Annotated in this window: 11 protein-coding genes; all 11 read right to left on the reverse strand. The window is 60.1% G+C overall.

The features are described 5' to 3' along the window. Positions 1-90: 90 nt before the first annotated feature. Positions 91-1,578 carry a four-carbon acid sugar kinase family protein gene (locus MYS68_RS17240; RefSeq protein WP_248927020.1) on the reverse strand — a complete coding sequence of 496 codons (1,488 nt, stop codon included), beginning with the start codon at positions 1,576-1,578 and terminating at the stop codon, positions 91-93. After that, positions 1,484-2,767 carry a ribulose-bisphosphate carboxylase large subunit family protein gene (locus tag MYS68_RS17245; RefSeq protein ID WP_248927021.1) on the reverse strand — a complete coding sequence of 428 codons (1,284 nt, stop codon included), beginning with the start codon at positions 2,765-2,767 and terminating at the stop codon, positions 1,484-1,486. The genes MYS68_RS17240 and MYS68_RS17245 overlap by 95 nt, the downstream gene beginning before the upstream one ends. A 17-nt stretch (positions 2,768-2,784) precedes the next feature. Then, positions 2,785-3,450, reverse strand: a complete 666-nt coding sequence (locus MYS68_RS17250) for an aspartate/glutamate racemase family protein (RefSeq protein WP_248927022.1) — start codon at positions 3,448-3,450, stop codon at positions 2,785-2,787. Positions 3,451-3,873: 423 nt separating this feature from the next. Beyond that, positions 3,874-5,607: a glycoside hydrolase family protein gene (locus tag MYS68_RS17255; protein ID WP_248927023.1), complete on the reverse strand. Its 1,734-nt coding sequence runs from the start codon at positions 5,605-5,607 to the stop codon at positions 3,874-3,876. Positions 5,608-5,790: 183 nt separating this feature from the next. Then, positions 5,791-6,813: a response regulator transcription factor gene (locus tag MYS68_RS17260; RefSeq protein ID WP_248927024.1), complete on the reverse strand. Its 1,023-nt coding sequence runs from the start codon at positions 6,811-6,813 to the stop codon at positions 5,791-5,793. A 146-nt stretch (positions 6,814-6,959) separates the two neighbouring features. After that, on the reverse strand, positions 6,960-7,781 hold the full coding sequence (locus MYS68_RS17265; protein ID WP_248927025.1) for a carbohydrate ABC transporter permease: 822 nt from the start codon (positions 7,779-7,781) through the stop codon (positions 6,960-6,962). After that, positions 7,778-8,650 (reverse strand): carbohydrate ABC transporter permease, encoded by an 873-nt coding sequence (locus MYS68_RS17270; protein ID WP_248927026.1) that lies wholly within the window; start codon positions 8,648-8,650, stop codon positions 7,778-7,780. The genes MYS68_RS17265 and MYS68_RS17270 overlap by 4 nt, the downstream gene beginning before the upstream one ends. Before the next feature lie 23 nt (positions 8,651-8,673). Further along, complete coding sequence (locus MYS68_RS17275) at positions 8,674-10,029, reverse strand: ABC transporter substrate-binding protein (protein WP_248927027.1); 1,356 nt, start codon at positions 10,027-10,029, stop codon at positions 8,674-8,676. A gap of 367 nt (positions 10,030-10,396) precedes the next feature. Continuing rightward, a complete protein-coding gene (locus tag MYS68_RS17280; RefSeq protein ID WP_248930940.1) occupies positions 10,397-12,235 on the reverse strand; it encodes a sensor histidine kinase in 1,839 nt (612 codons plus the stop codon). 41 nt (positions 12,236-12,276) lie between these two features. Continuing rightward, positions 12,277-13,719, reverse strand: a complete 1,443-nt coding sequence (locus MYS68_RS17285) for a family 43 glycosylhydrolase (RefSeq protein WP_248927028.1) — start codon at positions 13,717-13,719, stop codon at positions 12,277-12,279. 58 nt (positions 13,720-13,777) lie between these two features. Beyond that, positions 13,778-14,689: a nucleoside hydrolase gene (locus MYS68_RS17290; RefSeq protein ID WP_248927029.1), complete on the reverse strand. Its 912-nt coding sequence runs from the start codon at positions 14,687-14,689 to the stop codon at positions 13,778-13,780. Positions 14,690-14,794: the final 105 nt, after the last annotated feature.

A 14,794-nucleotide genomic window follows, 5' to 3' on the forward strand; every position in this document is an offset into this window, starting at 1 on the left:
TCGTCTGGCCGTCAGATGAACGGAAGGGCTTTTCAGGAAATTAGGCGCAACTGCTTTTGGCGGATAACCGCGGGCTCCGCCAAAAGTTCGTTACCGGTCTAGCCTGCCTTGCTGCACCCGGACAAAATAATCGGGCGGGCCGACCTGCCCGCCCTTAAGCGCCAGCTCCAGCCCGTCCAGCGCCGGTTCTTCGGCAAAAGCGCGGCACAGCGGGCCGCCGGGCACCAGCGGCGCGAGCAGCTCGAGCGCATAGATGCCGAGCTCCTTCACGATGTAGCCCGACGTATCGCCTCCCGCCACGAGCAGCCTACGCAGGCCGCAGCCTGCAGCAAGCCGCCGGGCGGCGCGGCCGAGACCGGCGCCGAGCAGCCGCCCGGACTCGGAGGCGGGGAGCCCGCGGGAGGCCAGCAGCTCGCGAAGCGGCCCGATCGTATCGTCGTCCGGACCGAGCGACGTGCAGACGACGACGCTGCGCCCGCTGCGCAGCGCCTCTTCCGCCTGCAGGACGAGCCGCTCCTCGGCCTGCTGCACCCGGGCCGGGTCGGAGTGCGCGAGCTCCAGCACGGGCGCTTTCAGGAGGGCGAACCCCTGCCGCAGGCTGTGATCGATTTGCCCCGCCGTGACGGGCGAGCAGCTGCCCGAGATGACGAGCAGCTGCTCCGCGGGGCCGGGCTCGCGCGGGGAAGGGAAGCTATCGCCGATCAGCCCGGCGTCAATCCAATGTGCGGCGAGCGCGTATTCGACGCCGGAGGAGCCGGCCGCAAACAGCGGGCCCCGCTCCGCTTCCCGCCACAGCAGCCCGCCGACTCTTTTCAGCAGCGCATCGTCCAGCACGTCGAACAGGATAATGCCGCAGCCTTCGCGGAGGCGCTCCTCGAGCCGCACCTGCATCGCCTCCGGCCCCGCTTGCTGATCAAGCACAGAGAGGAGGCCGATGCTCCGCTCCGTCTGCTTCGCCAGATGCAGGCGCAGGTCGGCTTCGTCCATCGGCGTTACGGGATGGCGCGACATGACCGGATGGCGATCAAGCCGATATATGCCGCCGATCGAGGCTGCGAAATGATGGCCGAACAGCGTGTAGCGCCCGAGCGCGGGAACTCCGGCCAGCACCGGAACGAACCGCTGCCGGCCGAATGCTTCGGCGCCGATGTCCACCGCTTTGCCGATGCTGCCGACGTGCGGCGACGAGTCGAAGGTCGAGCATACTTTGTAATGCACGACCTTCGGTCCCAGCTCGCGCAGCGCTTCGAAGGCGGGGCGCAGCTCCCGCTCCATCTCCTCCGGTCCGAGCGAGCGGCTGACTCCCGCTACGCCGACGCACCGCACGTCCGGGAAACGCGCAGCAAGCAGCTCCGCGGAGGGCGGCGCCAGGAACAGCACCGTTTTCGCTCCGCTTTTGGCCAGCGCCTCCAGCGCGTCGGTCGAGCCGGTGAAGTCATCGCCGTAAAAGGCGAGCAGCAGCTGCGATTCCGTATCCCCCACCTTAAGCTCCCCCTTTTCCATGGATACCGCCGAACTTCTCCATAGCACGCCGCAGCGCCGGATGCTCCCGCGCGTAATCCTCCAGCGATATGCCATTCATCGCCGCTTCCCACGCCAGCCTCATGCTTTCCGCTCCCGCCGCCGCCCCGTCCGGATGCGCCAAAATGCCGCCGCCGGCCAAATGAATGACGTCGCACGTTTGCAGCGCCCGGTAGGACGGCTCCGCCGACAAGGCCGATTGCCCCGATGACAGCACCGGCATCGTCCCGTACCCTCCGAGCATCGGCGTCAAACACCCCCGCACGGAGCGGATGACCGACTCATTGCTTTCATAAAACTTGCCGTTCAGCCCGTTCACGTGCAAATGATCCGCCCCGGCAAGCCGGCACAGCTTCTGGTAGGCGATAAAATCGATGCCGAGCAGCGGGCAGCGCGTCATGTAGCCGAACTGGTTGCGATGGCCGTGGATCGGCAGCTCGCTGTAGCTGTTCAGGTGAGCAAGGCCGGTGAACCCGATGCTGTTGACGCTCGCCATTACACACGTGCCGCCATGCCGGACGACGATGTCGTGATGCCGCTTCATTTCATCGATATCGCCGGTGATGTTAAACGCGTACATGACCTTTTTCCCGGTCCGGTCGGCGATCCGCTCGATTTCCTCCATTACGGCGGGAACCTTTTTCTCGAGCGGGGCGAAGGGGGGATTTGCATTAAGCTCGTCGTCCTTAATAAAATCGAGCCCCGCCTCCGCCAGCTCCCGCACCATGACGCGCAGCTCCTCTACGGAAAGTCCGATGCTCGGCTTGACGATGGTGCCGATCAGCGGCCGCCCGTGTACGCCGGCGAGCCGCCTCGTTCCGGCGATGCCGAACTTCGGTCCGGGGTATTTGGCCGCAAACGAGGCTGACAGCTCCAGATCGGTGAGCCGCAGCCCGGAAAACTGCTGCAGCTCATACAAATTGCCGGCGACGGCGGACAGCAGGTTCGGCAGCGACGGCCCGAAGTTGTGCGTCGGAAACGCCAGCACAACTTCTCCCCTCCGGTAGCGGCCGCCGTTCCGGGGCGGCATCGCCCCCGGCAGCGACGGCGAGTCGACCTCGCCGAGCGGCCGGACGGCGACGATCCGCGCGCCGTGACGGCTGCGCAGCTCGTCGGTCTCCCCCGGCACCGCAGTGAAGGTGCCGGTTGACTGCTCGCCGGCCATCACCTCGGCGGCACGCTCCAGCTCGAGCGGCGTTTCGATCAAATACGTGGCGTATACTTCCTCGCGTAACTGCTCCGACATCACTGGCCCTCCCCCGCTCAAGCGCCGCCCCGCCCGAGCGCGGCTTTCACTGCCATAAGCCCGAGCCGCGGGCTGGACAGCACCGGCTTGCCCGTGCGCTCGGCCAGCGCCTGCTCCATCCGCGCCATCGAGCCCTGCGCGAGCACAAGCGCATCGCAGGAAGCGGCGGCCTTCTCCGCCGCTTCCGCGATGAGCCGGTCGTGCTCCTCCGGCTTGCCGCCGATCAGCGCCTGGTAAGCGCCGTCCGCGAGCCCCTCCGTCACCGAAACGGCTCGCCCCTGGGCCGACGCCTGCATGCGGATCAGCCGCACGGTCGGCGCCAGCGTGGACCGCAGCGTGGCGATGACGCCGATGCTCCCGTAGCGGCGCACCGCTTCGCCGGCCATGCTCTCGTCGATTTTGACGATCGGCACGTCGAACATCGGCCGGGCTATATCGACCACCTCGCCGACCGACGAGCAGGTGTTGAGAATGACGTCGGCTCCCATATCCGCCGCCTGCCGGTAATACCCGACAAGGCGGCGCACGATCGCCTTGGTCACCGCGCCTTCGCGGTTCACATCGTGAATCAGACCGTCGTCGATGATGTTGACCAGCCGGCAGTCCGGCATCACTTCGTTAAATATGCTTTTCAGCGGATCGGCCAATCCCTGGCCGGTATATACGGCGACTACCGTTTTCATCGTCCGTTCCTCCTATCGCTTCTTCGTATCGTTTGCGCTGCTGCGCCGCCCCGGAGCGGCAGCGGGGTATTTTCCCGAACCCGCGCCGGAAATAGCGCACCTCATATCCTCTATTAGCTTGCAATTTGGCTTCCGCGTAATAATAAAGGAACTATTTTCCTCTAAATCCGTGAAAAATGGCCGGCGGGACTAAAAAACCGTCAATTAGCGCATCTCAGTTCCGTTAACTTTTACCGGCAATCGAAAATCGGCAATTTAGAGCACCTCAGTTCCGCTATGAATGCCGCCTGGCCGCCGTCAACCACGCATACTTCGCTGCGAGCTCCACCTGGCCACCGTCAACCACGCGTGCTTCGCTGCGAGCTCCGCCCGACCGCCGTCAACCACGCGTGCTCCGCTATGAGCGCCGCCCGACCGCCGTGCTTACCAGTAAAACTCGCGTTCCAACCTGCGGTAATCGCCGGCGCGCATCGGTGCCGTATCGAACACTTTGCGGTTGTTATAAAACGGATGGTACACGCCCTCCGGCGACAAATGAATCACGTCGTCGCCGCGCCACTTCGTAATAAATTCCTGCCCCATCGCCTTCTCCACCGTCTGCCGGTGGCTGAGCGGGAATGTCACCGTAATGCGCTCGCCTTCGCTCGCCTCTCCGAGCACGAGGAAGCGGTCTTTGACCCACATGCTCGGCTCTCCGCCCGACTGATGACGCACCGCATCGCCCCGCTCGCGCCGAACCTCGACTTTGGCGTAGCCCGCCCACTCGGGAATGCGCACCAACAGCCGCTTCAGCGGTTTGCGTACATCCAGCACGACCTTGCCCTCATGCGGCAGGTGGCTGTGTACGTCTAGCCACTGCGAGCCGCGGTTGAGCAGGAAGTTGACGGATACCGTACCGTTTTCTTCGGTGACCGTATTGCTCCAGCCCATGAACAGCCCGCGCGTGCCGGACCCGATGCAGCACGTCTGCAGGTCGCTCGTATGCCCGCGCCCGTGCGGCAGGTCGCAGCAAAAATCGTTCGGAGCCGAGTATCCGGCGAACGCGCCGCGCGTGCGCTCCGCTACGCGGTAGTATGTTTTCAAGCCGACATCGTCCTGCGATTTGTCGTCCAGATCCTCGACCCAGCTGAGGTCCAGCAGCTGCGACTCCGTCAAATGGTTGCGCAGGAACCGCTCGACCACCGACCAATATTCCGTATAGCCGCTGCGCGCCAGCGTTATGCCCGTAGCGATCAGGTCGACAAGCGAGCACGTCTCGTGCTCGTACGCCTGCTCGTGCATGTCGCCCGGCGTCCAGCCGAACGAGGTGCACCAGGTAAGCGCCCAGTCGTAGCTTTTTTTCACAAAATGAATCAGCGACGCGTCATGCGTGTAGTAGCCGAAGCGGGCAAGCGCGTCGAGCGTGCCGATGCGTGTATGGAAATGGCCGCTTCGGTAAGCGAGTGCGTCGTTGAAGCTGCCGTCCGGATTAAACACGCCGCTGCGCCGCACGATCATCGCCGAGAAAAACTCACACAGCTCGAGCGCGTCCCCGTTGCCCGTGAGCTCATGGTACTTGAGCAGGGGCATCACCAGCCGCCCGCAAAATGCCGCCGGATCGGGAGCAAGCCGAAGCTGAACGGCGTTGGCCGACGGCCAGCCTCCGTATTTGTACTCCGAGTTCGGGTAATACCATACGTCGCGTTCTTTCACGGCGATGCGCTTCAGCGCCGCCACATGTTTGTCGGCCGCTTCTTTCACCTTGCGGTCGCCGGTCGACATATACCACGAGGTAAGCGCAAGAATAACCGCACGCTGGTCGATCATGTTCGCGTTCGGCTCCCAGTTCGTTTTCGGATTATTTTGCCGGTAGCTCAGCCCGTCATCCTTGAAAAAGCTGAGCAAATTGCTGCGGTACCGCTCCTCTACGTCCAGGCCGTCGGTCGCCCCGGTCATATGTCTGGCGAGCACGAGCGCATCGACCATCCTGCCGTGGCTGGAGCCGTAGTCCCAGTCCCCATGCCGCATAAACGCCGGCTTCTCCATCAGATTGGCGCTAAAAAAAGGAATGCCTTCATGATCGTCGTCGGCTATGCTGATAATCGCATTCAGCACGTGTCTCGCCCTATCCTCCAGCATCAGCGTGTCGGGTATCAGCTTTTGTCCGTTTTGACTCATCGTTTATCAAATCCTTTCTGTTTTCCGGGTTCTTTTGCCCTTCGCTTCCGTTTCGAACTCTTGCCACGGTTTGATTACCCGCTGCTACTCGTCTTCCTTCTCCCGTTCCGTCCCGCGCTCCCGCTTACGGCCAGCCTTCGGGCCCGACGGTTTTCGCCGTTCGTTTCCGTCCGGCTCGCCCCTTCAGCCGGTGCGGTGCTTGTATTCTCCCGGCGTCATGCCGACCGACCTTTTGAAAACCTGGCTGAAGTGGCGGTAATCCTCGTAGCCGACCAGATTCGATATTTCAAAATATTTGTAGTTCGTTCGCTCCAGCAGCTCCTTCGCCTTCCCGATGCGGCATTCCGTCACGAAGTCGCTGAACGTTTTTCCCGTTTCCTTTTTGAACAAACGGCTTAAATAATCGGGATTGATATGGTATTTTCTGGCAAAATCACTGAGCGCAAGCGGCTTGTCATACTCGTTCATGATGTCCAGCACGATGCTTTCGACGATGCTCGGCTGACGCCGGCGCAGGTGCGGCCGTATCTCCGCGGCACTCACTCCGCCCGCTACCGCCCCGCCGCAGCCAAACTCGGAACCGTCTGGCCTGTTTGGCCCGGTTGTCCGGCCTGCCCCCGAACCGGCGGCATCGCCCAGCGCGGCGGACGCCGGTCTGCCAGTTTCGTCCGGTCCCACGGTCCAACCGTGCCCGCTGTGCGCGCCGCCGCCGGCCCCTGTCGTTCCGTCAAAACCGGCCTTGGCGAAGCCTTCAGAGCCGGGGTTGTCGACAGGGTTGTCCCCGCCCTTGTCACCCGCACGCAAGCCGCTTGCCGCGGATATCCCGAAGCGGCGCCTCGCTTCCTCCGCCGCTTTTTGCAGCGTTTGCGCGAGCTCCGTTTTTTTGATCGGCTTGAGCACGTAATCGAACGCCCCTTGCAGTATCGCTTCCCGCGTATACTCAAAATGCGAATACCCGCTGATCACGATCGCGATCATCTGCGGAAACCGCTCCTTGAGCAGCCGCAGCAGCTGTCTGCCGTCCATGCCGGGCATGCGCATGTCGATCAGCATGATGTGAGGCATAAGCTGCAGCGCGAGCGCATACGCATCTTCGCCGTCCGCCGCCTCGCCGGCCAGCTGCAGTCCATGCCGCTCCCAGTCGATCGCCTTGACGATGCCTTTGCGCACCCAAACCTCGTCGTCGACGACGATCACTTTGATCATGAAAGGTCCTCCTCCCGAAATGAATCGAGCCGCCCATCAATTCATCGCCCAAATTTGCGGGAATTTTCCATTCGCAGGCGTGACCGGCTGCCGGCCCCTGCCCATAATTAACGGAGCTCTCACGCCTCGCCGCTTCGTTCCGCCATTCAGCCTTTTAACGAACCGGCCGTGAGCCCCTCGATGATATATTTTTGCAGAAACAAATAAATGACCAGCACCGGGGAGATGACCATCACCATAAAAGCGAACACGAGCCCCCAATTTGTGTTGTATTGCGTCACGAAGCTGTATACGGAAAGAATGATCGTCCATTTCGTGCTGTCGGTAATCAGGTAAAACGGCCCGAAAAAGTCGTTCCATACCGCCATCATGACGACGATCGTCACCGTGACGAGCACCGAGATGAGCAGCGGCAATACTATGGACACATACAGGCGGAAAAAGCCGCAGCCATCGATCACCGCCGATTCGTCCAGCTCCCGCGGCACCGACTTCATAAAACCCGTCAGCAGGAACACGGAGAACGGCAGCAGCACGGACGTATAATAAAGCACGATGCCCGGATACGTATTGTGAATGTGCAGGTCCATCATCAGCTTGATCGTCGGAATGATCGACGCCGGTACGATCAGCCCCATGATGAACAGGTAATACACCGCGCGAAGCAGCCTGTCGTTTCGGCGCTGGATCACGAAGGCCGCCATCGAAGCGCATACGGCCACACTCAGCACAACCAGTCCGGAGATGAAAAAGCTGTTGAAAAAACCGCGGCCGATATGGGCGGCCTTCACCACTTCCGCATAGTTGCCGAAAGCCCATTCGGTCGGCAGCGACAAGGAGAAAAGCGCGGCTTCGCGCACGTTTTTGACCGAGCCGATGCAGATCATCGCAAATGGAACGATCACGCAGCAGGCCAGCAGCACCGCCGCAAGCTCAAGAAGGAGCCGCGAATAAGTCGCACGTTTCACATCTCCAGCTCCCTTCGCCGCAGCCCGACCAGAACGGGAATGCCGATCGCGGTGATCAGCAGGAACAGCACGACGTTCACGGCGGTGCCGTACCCGTAAATTCCCGAACTGAAGGCGCTCAGTATATACGTGTTAAACACCTGCGTCGCGTAACCCGGGCCGCCCCGGGTCAGCACCATCACCAGCTCGAACACCTTCATCGATCCGATGAGCGACAGCAGGAAATTGACCGTGAACGACGGGGCGAGCAATGGGAAAATGATGTTTCTGAACCTTTGCCAAAAGCCGGCCCCATCGATTTGTGCCGCTTCCGTCAAATCTTTCGGAATGATTTGCAGCCCCGCCAGGTAAATGACCATCGCGAAGCCCGACAGCCGCCAAATGTCCGTGACGATGACGGAAAACATCGCATAGTTCGGATCGTTCAGCCAGTCCTGGGCCAGCGCACCCAGCCCGATCAGGCGCAGCGCCTCGTTGACGAGGCCGTGCTCAGGATGGTACAGCGCCGTGAAAATGTAGCCCGTGATGATCGGGGCGATCACGTAGGGCAGGAAAAAAACGGTGCGCAGCACGTTTTGCAGCCGCAGCTTCGCGTTCAGCAGCATGGCCAGGCCGAGCCCGCAAACGTTTTGCAGGATCGTTGCGAAGAAGGCGAAAACGATCGTATTTTTGAACGCGCCGATCATCTCTTCATCTGCGAACATTTTCCGGTAATTGTCCAGACCGATGAACGCAATTTCCTTCGCATGCAAATTCCAGTCGGTCATGCTGTAATAAAAGCCCATCAGCTTCGGCGTCACCGACAGCAGCGTGTAGATGAGCAGCGCGGGCAGAACGAAGTAGTAAGGGTATTTGAGCGATTTTACCATGTCGTGAGTCCCCGTATCCCCGCTTAAAATCCCGGCAGCTTTTTGTTCGCGCCGTCCTTGCGGTACTTGTCGTCCACCTGCTTTAGCGCCTCGTCCACATTGCCGTTAATGAACATGTTCTGCAAAATTTTATCGTAGTCGACCATCGACGCCGTCAGACGGTTTTTGATATTGACCTGCGCCTTGCCCTCCTGCGTATATTTCACGACATCCTCCTGCGCAGGATAAAGCTGGGACGTCGCTTCCTTATATACCGGCACGCCGGGGTTGGCCTTATACCAGATGTCGAGTGCCTCCTTCGTCGTCATGAAGCGGATCAGATCGACGGCCGCCTTCGCTTTTTTGCCGTTTTTCGGCACGAGCAGTTGGTTCGGCGGAGTGATCGTCGCGACGCCCTTGTCCGTGTCGGACGGCATCGGGAAAAAACCGATCTTCGTGCGCACGAAGTCTTCGCCGAATTTTTTGGCGAGCGACGGCAGCATGCTTTCGAGCTGAAGCACGACGCCGACTTGGCCTTTGCCGAGCAAGTCCTGCTGCTCGTCGTATGTGCCGGCGAGCGGGCTGTTTTGGTAGTAGCCCTTGCTCTTCAGCTCGTATTGGCGCTGGAACAGCTGCTTCAGCTGCGGGATGTCGGCAAGCTTCAGTTCATTGCGCTCGAGCTTGTCGACGCCATCCTTGCCGATCGCCGGATCGACGAACGTAGACCAGCCGGCGAGCGAAAAAATTTGCACCGGCCAGGCATCCTTGACCGCCTCGTACATCGGCGTAATGCCGGCCGCCTTCAGCTTGCCCAGGACGGTGAGCAGATCCGCGTAATTGCTTGGCACGTCGACGCCGGCTTTTTTGAACGCATCCTTGTTGTAATAAAAGCCGAGTCCGCCGGAGGAGCCCCACGGGATGCCGTAAATTTTGCCGTTCAACGTCTGGAACTGCTTGATGCTGTCGGTCATGCGCTGGGTAAAATCCTCGTTCGTGAAGTCGTAAAGCTCTTCGTCGGCGCGAAATTTCACGTATTGCTTCGTGCCCGGGTCCATGTAAAACAGATCCGGATAATCCTTGGTCGAAAAGCGGGTGAGCAGCAGCCTTCCGTAATCCTCCCCGCTCGGCAGCGCCTGAATCTCGACCTTGTTGCCGGTCTTTTCCTCGTATTTTTTGAAAATATCGACATAAGGCTGCGTCGTCGTCGTATTCGGCACGACGAAGGTGAGCGTCACCGGATCGGCTTTTTTCGCCGCAGGCGCGGGCGACTGGGCTCCTCCCGAAGCTGCGCTGCCGCCGGTTTGCGCCGGCGCTCCGGTACCGCAGGCGGTTAGCGATGCCAAGGCGATACCGCTGAGAGCAACAGCAGATAAGCGTTTCCATCTCAAGTTGTGACCCATGAGTTTCATCCCCCTGATTGTAGTTGTTTACAATTCAAGTGTAATGGAAAGCGTTTTCAGGGTGAATGGTCGTTTCTGACTTGTTTTGTTTGCTGATCTGACATGTTGGAGGCGGCCCGCTTCTTCGCTCCACGCGCCAGCCGTCCCGGCCCGAGAGCCGGTTTTTCCCGCTTTCAGGCTTCGCCGCGGGCGTCCGATCCGGCTGTCAGCCGGTTTTTCCGCCACTAAGCGCGTTGCCTCGCTCCACACGCCAGCCGTCCCGGCCCGAGAGCCGGTTTTTCCGGCTCTCGGGACTCGCCGCGGGCGTCCGATCCGGCTGTCAGCCGGTTTTTCCGCCCCTCGGCTCGCGGCCTCGCTCTGCCCGGCTTCACCTGCCGTCGCCCGGCCCGGCATCGCCTTTCGGCAGCCGGATCGTCACCGACGTGCCCTGCCGGGGCGCACTGCTTACGCGCATCTCATAGCCTGCGCCAAATTTGATCGCCAGTCTCGCATGCACGTTGATCAGCCCGATGCCCATCGAGCGGTTGTCGTGGATTGCCGCGGGGCCTTGCTCAATCGCCCGCAGCGCCGCGCGGATGCGCTCCAGCCGCGACGGCTCGATCCCCTCCCCGTCGTCTTCGACGGCAAAGCCGATCGACTCGCCCTCCTCCCAGCCGCGGATCGTCAGCAGGCCAGGGCCTTTCTTTTTTTCCAGACCGTGGTAGATCGCGTTTTCCACGAGAGGCTGCAAAGTCATTTTCGGGATGCGGCGCGTCATAAGCGGCTCGGCGACGTCCATCTTCACCTGAATCTTCGAGCCGAAGCGCAGCAGCTGAATCGTCAAATAATCGCGGATATGTCGAAGCTCCTGTTCCACGGTAACCATTTCGCTGCTCGTCGTGCTGTAGCGGAACATATCGGCCAGCGACGTCGTCATCTGCACGATTTCTTCCGCGTCGTAGTAGTCGGCCATCGAACGGATGCTGTCGAGCGTGTTGTACAAAAAATGCGGGTTGATCTGCGAATACAGCATCGCCAGCTCCGCTTCCCGCAGCTTAAGCTGGTAAACGTATTTGGTGTTGATCAGGTTTTGGATCTCGTCGACCATGCTGTTGAAATTGACGGCGATTTTGCCGGTCTCGTCGTCGCGGTTAACCTGCGCGCGGATGCTCAGATTGCCCTGCTTGACGGCGCTCACCGCCCGGTACAAAGTCAGAATCGGCTTCGTCAAATACGAGGAAAACAGCGCCGACATCGCCGCCGTGACGATCAGCGCGGTGAGCGCGACGATCCAGGTCGATTGGCGGATTTTGATCGCGGCGTCAAACACTTCCTTCTCCGGCGTGAGGATCAGGATCGACCAGTCCGCCACTCCCGAGCGGATGCCGCTGACGAGCCACTTTTGCGCCCCGCTTTCGAGCCAGAAGCTTTGCGCTTCGGTCAGCACGGGAGCGGCGGACAGCCGCCATGGCGTTCCGGGCGTCTCCTCGCCCGTCGAATACAGCACGCGGCTGTCTCCGTCCAGCAGCAGCACCTTGCTCGAACTGCCGAGGCCGGAAAGTCGGCTCATTTCTTCGATCGAGTCGAACTTGTACTCCGAGCGAATGATGCTGTACATGTTGCGGTTGCTGGACAAATCGCGTACCATGATCGAGGCGCCGTACAAAAACCGGCGCTCGCCGCGAATATGATCGGGATAGGCGCCGCTGAAGTATACCGTGCCCCGCCGATCCACAGTGCGCCGCACCCAATCTTCGCTGCGATAGCTTTCCTTGAGCAGATCGGGGTCAAGTCCCGCCGTTTGGTAAATCAGCTCTCCGCTTCCCAGAAAAATGTAAAATCCCGCCAAATCCCGCTGCGGCGGAACGTAGAAATTTTTCGAGAAAAAATCGCGCATGCTTTGATGAAATTGCAGCCTTTGCACGTCGCCCAGCTCATCGTACCGGTTGATCGTATCGATAAACTCGCTGTTGTAATACGGCGAAAGCAGCTTGTTTTTGACCTGCTCCAGATGAAAATCGAGGTTGCGCTGAATTTGCGACACCGACATTTTGCCCACGCCTTCGACCCGGTCTTTCTGCGACTCGTACGAATACGAATAGGAGACAACCCCGATGGTGGCGATGCTCGGCACGGTGATCAGCAGGAAGATCACGAACATTTTGTAGCGTATCGTATGAAAGCGCGCGCGGATCGGCTGTACGGCCGTGCGAAGCCATGAACCCACGATGTTCAAGCACAGTCGCCCCTTTCGCTGTCGTTATCGCCTCAGCCCAGCGCCGTGTAGCGAAAATCCCTGAACTCCGCCTCACCGCTCCCGGATGCGTACAAACCGAGCCGCAGGCTGAGGAACTCTCCGAAAGCGTTATGGTGATAAGCGGAGACGTCTATGGCGGAAGGAAACCGGGTCCAAAGCTCTCCATTCTCGCTATAGTATAGCGTCACCGTGTGCCTGTCGTTTCTCAGCTTCAAATGAATGCATCCCTTTGCGCCGTCAAATGGAATCTGCGCTCCCGCCTGACCGCGCCGAAAACGGATCAGCTCCCCGGCGGAAACGGCGATGCCGGAAAAGGTTTTCTCGTTGTAAAAAAGCACAAGCCCTGCCGCCCCCTCCGTGCCGAAGCTGACCTCCACCTGAGCCTCATACGCCGGATCGGGAGGCGCACACAGCAGCGGATTTGCGTCCGCGGGGGACGATCCTTTCGCTTTCAAGCGCAGCACTCCGTCTCCCGCCGCATACCGTGATCGCTCATGCTCCTTCCAGAAGCTCCACTGCAGCCCGAGACGGTTCGAGCGAAAATCGTCCGACAGCGCAAGCCCGTTCGGCAGCTCCTCCAGCTCCGCCGCCAGCTTGCGCTCCTCCACGCTCCATGCGGATAAACGAAACCAGCCGTCCTCCGTCCATTCCACCGGTTCGATCAGCGTCATGCGCCCCAGCGGGTAAAAGCCTTTTTCGTAGGCATGATAAACGATGTACCACCGCCCGTCCGGGGTATCCACCAGAGTGCCGTGGCCTTTGGACCACCACCGCTCTTCCGCCGACTCCGTGTGTACAACCGGATTGTACGGCGAATGCTCCCAAGGTCCGCAAGGAGACCGGCTGCGCGACGACACGGCCATATGGCTCGTTGCCGGCCCGGCGGTTCCGCCTTGGGCGGACACCATATGATAATAACCGTCCTTGTACAGCAGCTTCGGCGACTCCAGGCAAAAGCCTTCGACGAGCATGTCGTCCGGAATCGGCCATCCGTCGTATACTTTGCGCAGCTCGCTGTTGACCGCAAGCCCGCCCTGCCGCAGCTCCGCCATTTTTCCGTTATTGATGTACAAATATCGCTTCCCGTCCGGAGCCCGCAGATGCCCCGGATCGATTCCGTCGATGTGCAACGGGACCGGATCGCTCCATGGCCCTTCCGGCCGTTCCGCCGTCACCGCATAAATCGTATGATTGCTCGGAAAATAGATGCAGAACCGTCCGTCCGCAAAAATAAGCTCAGGTGCATAAACGTTGCCGGCATGAGCTTCGAGAGCCTTTCCGACAGGTCTCCAGCGAAACAGATCGGTGGAATGCCAGATGAGCAGCCCGGGCGTATAATGCAGCGAGGAGTGCGTCATGTAGTAATCCGAACCGACTCTGACGATCGACGGATCCGGATAATCCCCGCGGAGCAGCGGAACCGGATGATTGTTTTCGTTTGTATGTTCGGGCATGGGGGTCGTCTCCTTCCACTCGGCTGCGGCAAAAAAACGCGCGTATTCGTGGCCGGTCCTATTCCTTGTAAGCGTGGAACAGCGCGATTTTGGCAAACATATCCTCCAGCGTAAACCTCGAGTCGACATAGTTGTAGACGCGGATCATTCTTTCATTTTGGTAGTGCACGTAAAACATATCCTTCGTAAAACGCGGCGCCGGCTTCAGCTCGTAATGGTACCGGTGCTGGTTGATCAGCAGGCTGATCGCCGGAGAATCGCCCAGCGACCACATTTCACCGTAAGGAAACTCCGGATTGTTCGCGCCGGCTTCGTTCACCTCGATCATTTGACGGAACAAATATTGCCCGATCTCACCGTATGGACGAACTTTAAGCGCCAGCTCCGCGAGCGAGACGCGAATCGTCGCATAGACGGTACGCGGCACCATCCACAGGTCGATCGGCGAAGCCATCACTACGTTGGCCGCGTCGATGTCGTTCATCAGGTTGAACTCCCGCTCGCCTTCCGGCCATTTGCCGCCGCCGATCCAGACCGCCGTCAGCCGTCCCGCAATGCGCGGCTCGGCCAAATAAGCGCTGGCCAGATCGGTCAGCGGACCGAGAAACACGACATACAGCGGCATCGGGTCGTCCTTCAGCGCCTCGCGGATGATCAGGTCCGCTCCTTCGGAATGGACCGGGGTCGTCTCGTCCGGAATCGCCCGTTCGGCGCCCTTGTACAAATCGACCTCGCCGGTCATGCCCATCAGCGACAAAATATGCTCGCATTCGCAGTAGCTTTCCATCATCGATTCCGTCGTCCGGTGGGTGCCGAAATGTGCGGCGATAATGCCTTTGATATTAAAACGCGGAGTCAGCAGCGCGTGAACGATCGCAAACTGGTCGTCGGCCTCGTTTTTCGCATCGGTGTTGACGATCAGCCTGATCTTTTTTTGCTGCGGCACATCATAGGGCATAAAGTTTCTCATTGGGTAAACCGCCTCGCTTTCCGATATTGGCAAAAACATTCGAATCATAGTACACTGAACGTAATTTGAAACGTTTTCCTTCGGGCTCAAAGGAGAGTATTCTGT

It is taken from the genome of Paenibacillus hamazuiensis (assembly GCF_023276405.1).
Classification (GTDB): domain Bacteria; phylum Bacillota; class Bacilli; order Paenibacillales; family NBRC-103111; genus Paenibacillus_AF; species Paenibacillus_AF hamazuiensis.

What these genes read in the sequence shown, in the direction of transcription:
- MYS68_RS17240 (WP_248927020.1), bottom strand. Translation starts at nt 1,578, where the DNA reads ATGGCATATCGCTGGAGGATTACGCGCGGGAGCATCCGGCGCTGCGGC.
- MYS68_RS17245 (WP_248927021.1), bottom strand. Translation starts at nt 2,767, where the DNA reads ATGTCGGAGCAGTTACGCGAGGAAGTATACGCCACGTATTTGATCGAA.
- MYS68_RS17250 (WP_248927022.1), bottom strand. Translation starts at nt 3,450, where the DNA reads ATGAAAACGGTAGTCGCCGTATATACCGGCCAGGGATTGGCCGATCCG.
- MYS68_RS17255 (WP_248927023.1), bottom strand. Translation starts at nt 5,607, where the DNA reads ATGAGTCAAAACGGACAAAAGCTGATACCCGACACGCTGATGCTGGAG.
- MYS68_RS17260 (WP_248927024.1), bottom strand. Translation starts at nt 6,813, where the DNA reads ATGATCAAAGTGATCGTCGTCGACGACGAGGTTTGGGTGCGCAAAGGC.
- MYS68_RS17270 (WP_248927026.1), bottom strand. Translation starts at nt 8,650, where the DNA reads ATGGTAAAATCGCTCAAATACCCTTACTACTTCGTTCTGCCCGCGCTG.
- MYS68_RS17275 (WP_248927027.1), bottom strand. Translation starts at nt 10,029, where the DNA reads ATGGGTCACAACTTGAGATGGAAACGCTTATCTGCTGTTGCTCTCAGC.
- MYS68_RS17285 (WP_248927028.1), bottom strand. Translation starts at nt 13,719, where the DNA reads ATGCCCGAACATACAAACGAAAACAATCATCCGGTTCCGCTGCTCCGC.
- MYS68_RS17290 (WP_248927029.1), bottom strand. Translation starts at nt 14,689, where the DNA reads ATGAGAAACTTTATGCCCTATGATGTGCCGCAGCAAAAAAAGATCAGG.